At 28.7% G+C, this 13,719-nt stretch carries 7 protein-coding genes; all 7 read left to right on the top strand.

Annotated elements, in window-relative coordinates; translation table 4 throughout:
• The first annotated feature begins 99 nt into the window (after window positions 1–99).
• Window positions 100–4,329, top strand: coding sequence for a lipoprotein 17-related variable surface protein (locus T395_RS0101415; protein ID WP_029512726.1), 4,230 nt, complete (start codon window positions 100–102; stop codon window positions 4,327–4,329).
• A 919-nt stretch (window positions 4,330–5,248) separates the two neighbouring features.
• Window positions 5,249–7,588, top strand: a complete 2,340-nt coding sequence (locus T395_RS0101405; RefSeq protein WP_029512725.1) for a P68 family surface lipoprotein — start codon at window positions 5,249–5,251, stop codon at window positions 7,586–7,588.
• A gap of 77 nt (window positions 7,589–7,665) precedes the next feature.
• Complete coding sequence (locus T395_RS0101400) at window positions 7,666–9,297, top strand: hypothetical protein (RefSeq protein ID WP_029512724.1); 1,632 nt, start codon at window positions 7,666–7,668, stop codon at window positions 9,295–9,297.
• Window positions 9,298–9,340: 43 nt separating this feature from the next.
• Window positions 9,341–11,449: an ATP-binding cassette domain-containing protein gene (locus tag T395_RS0101395; protein ID WP_029512723.1), complete on the top strand. Its 2,109-nt coding sequence runs from the start codon at window positions 9,341–9,343 to the stop codon at window positions 11,447–11,449.
• Window positions 11,436–12,506 (top strand): carbohydrate ABC transporter permease, encoded by a 1,071-nt coding sequence (locus T395_RS0101390; protein ID WP_029512722.1) that lies wholly within the window; start codon window positions 11,436–11,438, stop codon window positions 12,504–12,506. The genes T395_RS0101395 and T395_RS0101390 overlap by 14 nt, the downstream gene beginning before the upstream one ends.
• Window positions 12,445–13,425, top strand: coding sequence for a carbohydrate ABC transporter permease (locus T395_RS0101385; RefSeq protein ID WP_029512721.1), 981 nt, complete (start codon window positions 12,445–12,447; stop codon window positions 13,423–13,425). Before T395_RS0101390 ends, T395_RS0101385 begins: the two co-directional genes overlap by 62 nt.
• Window positions 13,426–13,427: 2 nt before the next feature.
• Window positions 13,428–13,709, top strand: a complete 282-nt coding sequence (locus T395_RS0101380) for a hypothetical protein (RefSeq protein ID WP_029512720.1) — start codon at window positions 13,428–13,430, stop codon at window positions 13,707–13,709.
• Window positions 13,710–13,719: the final 10 nt, after the last annotated feature.

Genomic DNA, 13,719 nt, shown 5'->3' with positions numbered 1-13,719 from the left:
AACAATGCGAATTATGCATTGTTTTTTTGTTTGTTTTCGAGCCATATATTAATTAATTAATGACAATGATAGTAAAATTAAAAAGTAAAAAAGGAAAATATGCAAAAACAAGCAAAGAAAAAGAAGACCAAATTAATTATTTCATTAGGTTTAGGTTTAACATTAGCAACCACTGTTGGTACAGCAGCCGGTATTGTTGCTTCTAAGATTTTAAAAGATAAAAAAACTGAACCAGTTAAAGATGAAAAACAAGTCGAAGTTGAAAGATTAAATCAATTGCTTGGTAATTTAGCATTTGATGAAAATAACATTGAAATAGACGAAAAAGGCAAAAAGCTTGCTTCATCTATCCATAAAAGCGATCTAAATTTAGCTTCATTATTTGAAGAATTAAAGGATAAAGAAACCAATTTAGAAATAGTTGAGTTATTAGCAAATGATCAAAAAGGCCAATTAACTATTTTTGTTAAATTAAATTCAAGCAAAGCTAATTTTTCAAATATTAAATCAAGCGATGTCAAAGAACTTATAATCAATGGTTTTAGAACAAGTCAAGAAGAGACTGATATTGAAATGGCTAAATTAGATTTCTCAATTTATTTAAATTCACTAAAGACTGAACTAGTAATTATTGATTTATTGATTAATGATGAAATTTACGTATATGATACTAATAAAGAACAAAACAACCAATTGATAAGCCAAATTCGTCATTTTGCAACACAAAAAAGCCAACAAAACTTAGATGAATTAGCTTTAATTGAAATAAGAGAATTAAATAAAGAAATTGTTTCTAAAACAACTCAATTGCAAAATTTAAGAACTAATTTAGATGGTATAAGAAAACATTTATTATACATAGTAACTCATTTAAAATTTACCAACGAAGAGCAAATTTCAACTTTATCTGAAAAAGTGAGAAATTTACCAGTTAATGTTACAAGAGAACAAAGAGCAGAATTGTTTAATCAAGCTTTAACATTAGAAAAACAATTTGTTTTACAAAGCTGAAAAGACAATTGCTATACATGGTTAACACCAACTGAAATTGCGGATTTTGAAGCAAAATTAGTACAATATGAATTTAATTTACAAAACATTGATGATATTGACAGTGAATTGGCTATATTGAATGCTTTAGTCTATGAAACAGCTAAAAATAACAAAAATAATAAAGAAATTTTGATTGAAAAAGTAAAGGAACTTGCTTGTTTATCGAATTATCAAAAAGATAAATTTAAAGAATTTATTTTGCGAGATTCAGTAGCAATTGCTAATAATCACTATAAAGAAGCCGAATCATTGAATGAAACAATTGTTAATTTACATTCAACTATTGAAGAACAAATGAGACTATTATCTCAAAAACCAGATTTAACTTATTCTGATGAAATTTATAATGAGCCTAAAACATCGCCTGATTATCTTTTAGCAGATGAAGAACTTAGAAGGGCGTATGATGAACATTTAGAGTTAATCAAAAACGGTATAAAAACTTGAATTATTGCAGAATCTAATAGCAGTAAATTGATACAAAAATTTAATGCTCTTAATGGGAATGAATTTATAGATGGAACAATGAACAGTATAAACTCAAATATTTCTGTATTTACCGACGTGCAAAAAGCAAAATTGAGATCAAAATTTACTCAATTAACAACTAGAAATGAAATTAGAAATATAGCTAATGAGATTACTAAATTAGGCAATGTAATCAAACAAATTCAAAAAGAGAAAGAAAAATTTGCTGAGTTAAAAACTTTAATAATTTTTGTTTATGAAACTGAAGAAAATAAAAATAGTATTGAACAATTATTTAACAATGCTTCGAATGGAAATGCTGAAATTGAAAGTCTTTTAAATGATTTAACTTTAGAAAATGCAAAACAAATTTTTGCGAACTTAAAAAATAAATTAAATGAACTTCAAGAAGCTCCAAAAACATTAAATGGTGAAAGATTACTACTAAAGAAAGATTTAACTCGTTTTACATATTTACCTTCAAATAAATTTGACGAATTGAACATTGAAATAGATAAATTAGACAGAGAAAGTGCTTCATCCCATGAAAGACAAATTGTAGAAAAAGCACAAAACTTTGCTAAAGCAAATGCCATCAGCCAAATTACTAAAGAAAAATATCCTAACTTAAGTAATAGTGAAATAAATCATTTTGTTAATGAAATAAGAACTCGTTCTTACTGACCAGAAACAGAAAATGATAACTTTGACAAATATATTTCTGACATTTTTGTAGAAATACAAAGTTTAAATGAAAGAAAAGAACAAGAAAAAAATGAAATTGATAATTTAGCCAATTTAAACATTTTGCAAAAAACTGAATTCAAAAATCAATTGTCTGAATCGGAATATTCAATGCATGAAACAATAGTTAGAGATGCTAAGACACTTGACTCGAACATTCAAAATTTAAAAGCAACTTTATTAAATCAACTTAAAACTTTAAGTAATAATAATGAATTAGTTTTTGACGAAAATATCTATGAAACAGCTAAAAAGGCAACATTATATGTTAATTCGAATGAACAAAAAAGAAATGCTTATGATGCTGTGCTTGCTGAAATTAAAGCTACATTAGATCCAAATGTTAAGTCTAATTATCAAACCATATCTGATTTAACTAACAAATTAATTAATAAATACTCGGATTTAGATGGCGAAGATAATAATGGATTTGATGAATGAATAAACAACAATGCAAAACTATTAAATTTAATTTGAGATAACAAAGAATTTTTAGATACTAAGTTAGGCTTAGATTTAACTAATTCTGAATTACAAAAATTAGCTACTATAAACGAACAAGATTCTAATACAAAATTAACATTTATGACCAATGTTGATGAATTATTACTCAATATTTCTACGGCAATTAATGATAAATTAAGTGAAATAATTAATGAAAATATAAATTTATTAAACCAATATAGGAATCAAAAATATTTCATGGATGAATTAATTGCTAAAAATGACTATTTTAGAGAGTTTTATGGATCAGCTAATGATTATTATGAACGTGTTAGTTCATTTATTCAACATTTTGAAGAATTATTAAATATTAAACAATTAGCCAATGAAATAGTTCAAAAAACTAATGAAATTAATATCAATGAATCTAATAAATATAACCAATTATTAACTTTTGATGCTCCGTTAGTTGATGGTTCATTTGTTATTGGTTCTGTGAATTCATATTCAATTAACTACAATTTAATTGACAAACATACAAATGATAGATACAAATTACTTCACTTCAAAAAATACTTTGATGATGATTTAATTGCTATTGAATATTCATATGAAAGAAGAGGCGGTTATACTAAACTAGATAAATCACAAATTAACTATTTAGAAAATTCCTTAACCCTGCCTTATGCTTTCTCAGATAATACTGACAGACCTTTAAAAATTAGAATTGTTAAAAACCAATCATTATTGTTTGTTTTAACAAACGAAACACAAATTGAAGAAGGTACACCAATAGCTAATATTTTTGTAAGAACAGGCGAAAATCCAGACTTAACTCCACTTGCTTCTTCAATAGTTGCCAATTCACTTGATGACTATTGATTGTTCCCAAAAGGTTATAAAATAAGCTTTAAAGAACAATTTTATCCTGAAGGCACAACCGCCACAAATAAAGCTTTATTCAATCAAAGAATTAATCAAAATAAAGGACAAAATTGAAATGTCAAAATTTCTGATCAAACACCTTTTTCATATCAAGCAACATTATGAGTGATGTTTTTAAAGATGTTTGAAAAGACCAATTTGCCTATAAACAAGTTTGATTACGATATAAATAATTCAATATTTACCAAACCATTTGATTCAAATGATTCATTTACTTATCAAATTAATTTAACTGCCAAAACAAATTCATCAACAAGCGAATTTTCAAACATAGGTGGAACTTTCTTTGAAAATATCTTAGATAGTTCATCATCAAAAAACTACAACTTTAATGCAGGTGATAAAATCAAATTTGTCTTTGATTTAGACAACACTAAGACATGAAGTAATAATTTCTCTGGAACAGATTATCCGAGCGTAATTTCTAACAACAGCGGCGATTTTCTTCAAACAGCTAAAGTTATGAATTGACAAGCTAAATTTCCTGTTTTAGCCAGCTATTATGGTAAATTAACTTTCCAAATGTATGTTAATGACAAATTAATTTGAAACTATTCAACACATGACAATAATCAAAGTCATATCTTACCTATTTTCATTTTAGACAAACGCCAATTGAATGACGGCAATTTTGTAACAGTTTATACAGTCGGTGGAAAAGTTGCTATTAATTAATAAACAATAATCTTAGAACCAAAATTATGGCACTAAAGACTGCTATTGTCTTTAACCAATAATTTTGGTTTTTTTGCACGATTTTGAGCACTAATTAAGGCGACAAAAAAGTCTATAAATAAGACATAATCTAAATTGTTTATAACAAAAATACTTTATTAAATTAGTATAGTTACGCAATTTAGACCGCCTATTATTTATAGAGCTTTATTTTGGAGTTGGCTTTATATTTTATTTAGAAGGCTTTTTAATGTCTTTTATTAAAAACATCTTTAAAAATTTCCAAAAGTTTAATTAATTGACTTTTGGACATTTTCTCTCATAATTTTTAGCAAATTCCATTTGTGTAATTTTCAATCTTTTTGTTGTGCTTGAGCCATTATTTTTTTATGTAATTTATCATTATCATTAGCTGTTTGATTATTAATAGCCAAATTATAAATTTACATTTGTCAATAAAACTATCTGATGAGTGCGGTTTCAAGATAGAGTGCTTATTATTTAAAAAATCCAATTCAAAAAAACTATTTTTGCCTTTAATTCATTTCAAATTATCATAATTTAATTTCAATATTTATAATTCTCAAGACAAAAACAACTTGTTTTTCACACTAAGCTCAAAACAAATATTTAACATATTTAATAATTAAATATAAATATTATTAATTAATTTATTAATTTAATGATATTAGATTAATAACAAATAATTAATTATTACCTTTTAAATTGGACAAACAAAAATATGGAATTTTTTCAATTTTTTTCACATTTTATATTAATTGGTGCGTTTCTTACACTCCTTTATATTTATATAAATTAAAATATAAATGCTATGTATCGAAAGAGCATAGTTATCAACTATATATCTTTTGATATATACAATTAAAAATTTCAAGCAATTTTTAGAAAGGCTTAATTTATGAATAAAATTAAAAAAACTTTATTTTCTTTAACAGCCGGAGCTGGATTAATTGCTCCTTTAGCATTGAGTGCTGGTTGTGCTCCACAAGAAGGTGGGAATGATGACCCATTTACTCCTCCAATTACTGGCGGATATCATGTTTTAGCAAATGATTTCCTTAAAAATGGTCGTTTCGACACAGAAACAGATAAGGTTAAAGTTGGTGTTACATTCGCACAAGGAAAAGATAAATGAAATGCTTTGGAAGGTGTTATAGCCAAATATAACTCTTTAGCTACTGCTAAAAAAGCTAGATTAGAAGAATTAAAAGCAAAAGCAGAAAAAACCGAAGAAGAAGAAAAAGAAATTGTTGAATTAACACAATTTGTAAATGTATATCAACCCGTTGAAATTACATCTTTAGGATCAGGTGGATATGACGCGGGTGCAGACTATATTAGAAATAACATTAAATCTAAAAATCAAAGCCAAATGATTAGTTTAATTTTTAACTATCCAACAGTTGCTTCATACTTAGCTAGTGAAGGAATGTTGCTAAACTTATCTACTGAAGAAGATGGAATGTTAAATGTTAAACTTGATGTATTTACTGACAGTTTTACTAAGTCAAATGCAAATACATCAAACATTGTTAATAATGGAACATGAGTTATTCCAGCTGCGGTCTCAACTAATGTTTTAGGTACAAATGCGCCAGTTCTTTCATACATTTTAGAAACAATGGAAGCTAATGGCGCAACTATTACTATTAGTGATTATGCGGCTATTAAAGAAGCGGGTAAAACTGATAGACAAACCGTTAGAACAAAATGAGGTGACCCAATTGCTGCCGAAGAAATTAAAGCAATTTTAGGTGAAGGTTATACAGTAACGGATGAGACACTAAGAGTTGGAAAAGATTTATTAGACTTTTCAATTAAAGCTAAAAAAATCTTTGCAAAAGCAAAAGATAGAAAATCTCCAGTTCACGTATTAGGTGTTGATGATGCTGCTGGTTTCATTCAAACTTTAGCTTATTCTGCGGTAGATGCTAAGGACAGAGATTTCTTTGTTTCAAAACAATATATTAAGGACAATGGCGTTCTTAACAGCAAAGCAAATTATGATGGAATTAAGGGAATTAATTCTAAAATTGGGCGTAAAATGACTGAAATTACCGAAAAAATTAGAGAAGCAATTGGAGTTGGTGCTCTTGTAATTCAAGGTAATGGTCAATATACATCATCAGAAGAAATTCTTCATAACTACGCTTTTGGTATTGGTTCAACATCAGGTTACAATTATAATTTTTCTGCCGGACAAACAAAAAAAGTTTATGTTGTTAAAGATGGTGACAATGAGTACTATGCAGCTAAAACTATAGCTAACTTGTATAAAAAAGACGATAAATCTATTAGATTTGAAACAAAAGATGATAGATTAATGAACGGTTTATACAAAACAACTAATGTGGATTCTGCTATTAATGACAGCAATGAAAAATACAGCTACTTCTCACTTGATACAACTACAGACGCTAATCTTGATGCAGCAGCTGAAAAAATTCAAGCAACAGAACAAGCAACAGAAGGTAATAAGAACGAATATCCAATGGTAATTATACTTAATGCTAATAACACAAAAGCTATTGAAAAATTAAAGGAAATAGCAACAAATGCTTCAGACAAGATGTTCCACATTGGTACACTATATAATTCTAGAACCCAAGGTGCCGATGGTGCTAAATTTGAAGCATTCTTACAACTAGACAAAAATCTAGGTGATACATATTCAAGTGTTGCTAGCTTAGAAACTAAAGGTTCAGAATCTATTTTGAATGAAAATGAATTATTCGCTCTTTCTGCTCCTAAAAAATGAACAAAAGAAGATTCTAAAGAAGTTGTTTACATTCAAGGTCCTTCGATCATTGGTGTTCATACAAATTCAGAAACAGATGACGCAACTAGATTGTTTATGAAATGATTCTTATCTAACCAAGAAGAAACATTCACAATTGGAGGAGAGGAATTAACCGGCACTCCATCTCAAGTATTTGGTAAAGCAGCATCATATATTGTTCCTGTTAAAGGTTTTGAAACAGCAGCGGGCGAACAAAAGAACAAATATCTTCAACGTCAATTGGATGATTTCATAGCATTATCAAATGGCGCAAGTACAAGTACAACTTACTCTGAAATTGCTGACTCTAGATCAAATGACTTTTGAAACGCTCTTAAAAATGTTTACATATCATTAAGCCAAGACATTTATAATAGTGCAAATGGTACAGTTCAAGGTAACTACAAAACATTAATTGTTGATAAAATTGTTAGCCTTGCTCAAACCATTTTCAAATAAAAATAAAATTTAATAATATAATTTAATTAAACATGATAGCGCTTGCGTTATCGTGTTTATTTATGAAATGAGGAGAAATGAAAATTAATTTTAAAAAATTATTTCTTTCTTCAGCCTTTGCAACTATGCCGGTTTCAGCGATATTATTAGCTGCTTCTTGCGGCAATTCACAACTAGAAATCGTTGAAAAAGATGATGTTTCAGAAAATGCAGTAATAAGTAGCAGATTTCTTGAATCAGAATTTAGTGCAAAAATAGAAGGTGTTCTAGGTATTGGAGCCACAACTCCTGAAAGTGTTGTTTTGGATTATAACAATGGAACAATCCAAAAAAAATATGTACTAGACTTAGTAGCACCATCAACAACTAACAAATTTAGTGATTCATCAATTAAAATTGGTGGATTATTAGATTCAAGTTATGAAGAAATAATTGATAAATATCAAATAAGTGAAATTAAAAACAACCAAAAAATTATTTACAAAAACTTGTATTACACAAATACCAAATACAAAATTGGAAATTATTATGAAAAACAAGTATTAGGTTTAGGCGAAAATGTTTCATCAGCTGAATCAAGTGAAATTAAGAGCAAATTTGCAAACTTAAGATTAGATGTTCAAACATCAGAAGGTTTTAGTATTAATGATTATTACTTGCCATCTTCAAAAGTTCAAAGTAAATTTGTTGTTTTTACCACAAACGAAAATGACAAAGCCAACAATACTTACATGGCTAAGTACATTTCAAATAAATTAGTAACAGATAGGGATATAAATGAAACAACCACTGAAGCTAATGAAACATTTTCTACACAAAGAAAATTCAAATATCAAACTTTTAAATTAATCGATGGAGCTTGAGTTCCTTTGCTTAGACCAGATTTATCTTTAACTAAAGATATTACAATCACTTGAACATTGCCAAGCACCATTAGTACAAAGTTTGATGAATCAATCGCAAAACAAGTTTATGTGGATTGAGAACTCAATAAAGGAATCTACGTTGATGCAATAATCGATTCTTGATCTGACGGAGATACTTTAAAATTCAGATTGGCTGATACAGTAACTCCAGACCACCCTAAATGAGAACAATTCCAATCAGACATTACTTCAGGCAAAACAGAACCTGATGACGAGGGACGTGCTTTATTTAAATTAAGAATCGAAGGCATGGATACTCCTGAAAAGAATGTTGGAGGAAAAAACTCAACACCATTCGAATACCAATACGCAGAATTACCTTCACAATTTGCCAAGAAAAACTTTAAAAAAGGTACACCTATTAGAATTTTCACTGTAGGTGGAACCGGCAAAGATTCATTTGGTAGATATTTAGGTGACTTCTTCTTTGGAGAAGGATGAAAATATTCATATACAGTGGAATTAGTTAATAGTGGTTTAACATTGCCATTAATTTCTAAGGATAAATTCTTAGCAGTAACACCGACTGATTCATTGTATTACACAATCCCAGGCATAGCAGATGCGTTTAATGATGCTATTGAAAACAAGAGAGGTTTCTACAAAAACTTTACTAACCCCAATGGAGTTTCAACTGGTATTTATATAGAAAAACCATCTAACTCATGAGATTTCTTATGAAAAGATAGTGAAGAAAACCTTTACAACCAAGGTATTTACAACCACTTGAAATCAAAACAAATACAATTGAAAGAAAAATTAACTAGAAACAATAGCAATTAAGCTATTCTTTAAAACAAAATACAAAAAACAATCAAAGGATAATATGAAACTTTTTAATAAAATTAACAGTTTAATTAAAAGTAATTATTCTAAATACAATAATGTTGATGAACAAGAATTACAAAGATTGATTGAAAAAATCAATGATGTTCAAAATAGAAAACATTATCCAGCTATCGAATTAAAAAACGTTTTTATCGACTTTGGTGAAACATTAGCTGTTGATGATGTTAGTTTCTCAATTCCAGAAGGATCATTAGTTACACTTTTAGGTCCGTCTGGTTCAGGTAAAACTACAACTTTGAACGCTATTTCTGGTTTATTAACTATTACTAGTGGGAATGTTTACTTTAGAGGAAAAGATGTTACAAAATTACCTCCTCAACAAAGAAAATTAGGTTTTGTGTTCCAAAACTATGCTCTTTACCCACACATGAGTGTTTATGCAAATATCGCATTTCCACTTAAAAACGATTTAGAATGACAAAACAAAGTTATTTTCAAAAGAAATACAGCCTTTAATGAAATTAAATATGTTTACTTAAAATCATTAGGCGCAAGTGATCAAGAAATTAATAATTTAAGATCATTATGAAATATTTATAAGAGAATTGGTCGTGAAACTTCATTAGAATTAACCAACAAGTTAATCGAAATGAAAAAAGACCTTGAAAAAGCAACTACTGAATACAAAATGTCAAAAGTTCACTATTCAGCTGCTTTATCATCAGTATCTAAAGAAGTTCTTAAAGGCTTAGAAAGTCTTAAAAAATCATATGCAGAAAAAAGAAATGGTTTAATGGAAGAAATGCAAATTCTTAAGAACAGCGGTGAATACGTTCGTTCAAATGGTGATGATTTAGATTTAAGCTTTATTTCAAAAGAAGACCTTAAGAGAATTAAACCTAAAAACCAAGAACATGCACAAGAATTAATCGATGTAGTACAAGCAAAAATTAATGAATTATCTTTAGTTAAATCAGCTCAAGCTTCAATTGAAGCAAGACTTAATTTATTGAGACTTGAAAACAAATTAATGAAAAACTTATTGTTCTACAAATACTACAATAACCAAGCCAAAGCTATTGCTAAGTATGGAACAATAATTAAAGAAAAAAAATTAGCTTTAGCTGAAGCTAAACAACAATATAATTCACAAAATCTTAAAGCTGCAAGTGATGAAAATTCACACGACAGTTTAGAACAATTAAAACGTAATAACAAATACTTCAGCCATTGAGCATTAAAGAACTTCAATAAAGCTTTAAAAGAAGTTGAAGTTAAATACAATTTAGCAAATGTTATGCTTGAAGATAAAAAACTTAAAAATGCTCCTTTATCAAATGAAGATAGAGATCAAATTGCTGAATTAAGTAAAGATTTAATTACTATTAGAAAAGCAATTCACGAAGAAGTTCTTGAAGTTGCTAAAAGAGTTGAAATTTTACCTATTTTACAAAAGAAACCAACAAGACTTTCTGGTGGACAACAACAACGTGTGGCTATCGCACGTGCTATAGTTAAGAAACCACAAATTCTTTTAATGGATGAACCATTATCTAACCTTGATGCTAAATTACGTATTTCTACTCGTCAATGAATCCGTGAAATTCAACAAAAACTTGGTATTACAACTGTTTTCGTTACTCACGATCAGGAAGAAGCTATGTCAATTAGTGACATTGTTGTATGTATGTCTATGGCAAAAGTACAACAAATTGGTTCACCAATGGAACTTTATAGACATCCAAAAAACAAATTTGTGGCTCGTTTCTTAGGTATGCCTGAAATGGCTATGTTACCAGGAACATACAAAAATGGTGAATTAAACATTTATGGTAACGTAATTAAAAATATTCAAATCGAAGGTAAAACTGAAGCAACATTCGCAGTGGGCGTACGTGCTGAAGACTTTATTGTTAGAGAAGATAACACCGGAAGATTTAGTGGAATTGTAAAAGCAGTTGAAAACTTTGGTAAAGAAAGTAAATTAATTGTTAAATTAGCAGACAACAACGATGCTAACTTCTTAATTGACAATCGTCTAAATTACAAAGTCGGCGATACTATTTACTTTGATGTTCCAAGTGACCGTCTTCACTTGTTTGACGAGTTAACTGAAAGAAGAGTAAATTACAATGAAATTAAGTAATAATTTATGAGCAAAAATTTCACTAAAATTACCATTTTTATACAAATATAGTGCTACAAAACAATCACAAAATAAAGCACAATCATTATCAGGCTCAATTATTGAGAAACCAGTTGCAGCCTACAAACCAATTTCAATGTTATTACCAATGATTTTGGTTATTTGTTTCTTTACATTGACACCTTTATTCCTTAATATTAAGAATGCCTTTTTTAAAGAAACACCATCAGGGTCATCTTATTTTACATTTGAAAACTTTAAAGATGTTTTAGCTGACCCAGCCTTTGCCGTAGGTTTTAGAAACTCTATTATTTACGGGCTAATTGTTTTACCATTTGTAATGATGATTTCTTTATTAATAAGTTCATTAATTGCTAATGTTATTAATAAAAGATTAAGAGGATTTTGACAAACAATTTTCTTCTTACCATATATGACCAGTGCTGTTGCTGTTTCGTTATTCTTTATGCAAGTTTACTCACCATCAGGTGTTGTTAACACAGTATTTAATTTAGGTACATATGGATGATTAGAATCTGGAGATCAATTCTCACTTAGAGCATTATTACCAATCATTACACAAGGTGTTTGAAGTGGTTTAGCATTTAATGTCTTAATCGCAACAACTGCTATGTTGTCAGTTGACAAAAACCTTTATCGTTCAGCTTCGATCGATGGTATTGGTAATGTAAAACAATTCTTTACAATTACCTTACCAGCAATTAAGCCAACAACAACATTCCTTATTACAATGGGTATCATTAATGGTATTAAAGTGTTCCCATTAGCTATCTTTAACAACCAACCAGACGCAGCTGTTATTAATGGTGCTTCATCATTAATGCTTTATGTGTATAAATTTACCAAAGGTGGTAATTATCCATATGCTGGTTCTGCTGCCTTAGCCTTATTCTTAATAGGAGTTTGTTACTCTTCATTAATTCGTGGTGGATTTAATACAATTCTAAAAGTATCATTAAACAAAGGAGAATTCAATGTTTGAAATCGGATTAAGAATTCGAAAGTGATGATCGAATATCAAGCTAAGAAAAAATAAAGAAAACACAGCTCAACAAGTCCACGAAACAAGAATATCATTAATGGTTTTAGGCTTTAGCCTTAAATTATTTGGTTTAGTACTTTTTGCATTAGTTATCTTATTCCCATTCTTCTTTATGGTTATGATTTCTTTAATGCCTAAAGAACAATCAGACTTACTTAAAACTTCATTCTCTTTAATACCGAAAGAATGAGTTTGAAAAAACTTTGTTACTGCGGCTAGCACATCTAACTCAGGAACAAAGTATGGCGATGCATTTGTTTTAACATTTATTAACGTTTTATTCTCAATAGTTGTTAAAACATTTATCACAATGTTAGGTGGTTATGCATTCTCACTTAAAAATTGAAAATTTAAAAATGTTATTTGAAGCTTTTTTATAGCACTTTTAGTATTACCGGAAGTTGCTTTATTATCAGGTCAATACAGAGTTATTTCAATTTTAAACAATACTACACATATCAATAATTACTTTACGGGTATGGTTACGATAATCTCCTTACCATTCATTGCTTCAATCTTTAGTGCTTTAATGTTTAGAAATGCTTTCTCAGCGATTCCTAATAGACTTAAAGAAGTTGCTACAGTTGATGGTGCTGTTGGTGCTAAATATTTCTTTAAAATCGCAGTGCCAATGATTTCGCCAACAACCTTAACAGTTGTTATTCTTACAGCATTAGCTTCATGAAACTCATACTTATGACCATCATTAGTTTCAAACGGAAACTTCCAAGTTCTTTCATTATGATTATTCTCGGTTGGTAAAGAAGAAATCGATGGTTCAGAGTACTTATTACAAAGTGTTAAAATGGCAGGTGCTTTACTAGCTATTGCGCCAATGTTTGGTTTCTACTTATTATTTAGAAAACGTATTATGGCATCAATTTCAAGACAAGGAAGCACAATTAAAGGATAGATATGAAAAAAGCCAATATCAAAACCAAAACAATTTTTTGATTAATTCTTTTAATTGCTGCCATCATCGCCTTAATACTTTGTTCAATTATTATTTCTAATGCTGAATTTATTTTAAGAGTTTATCGTGATTACGCCGTTTTACCACAAGAAATGTTAAGTAATGCTCGTGTAGAACGTTCATATGCAATTGGTGGTGTGGCATTATCAATAGTAATTATTTTAATGGGATCATATATTTGCTACGCTGGTTTCAAAAGTTGAAACTACAATGCAATCTTATAAGGGGGAGCGA

This window comes from Mycoplasmopsis iners ATCC 19705, from assembly GCF_000701805.1.
Lineage (GTDB): Bacteria > Bacillota_I > Bacilli_A > Mycoplasmatales > Metamycoplasmataceae > Mycoplasmopsis > Mycoplasmopsis iners.
Note: the sequence above shows the minus strand (reverse complement) of the source record. Positions and strands in the feature narration are given on the sequence as shown.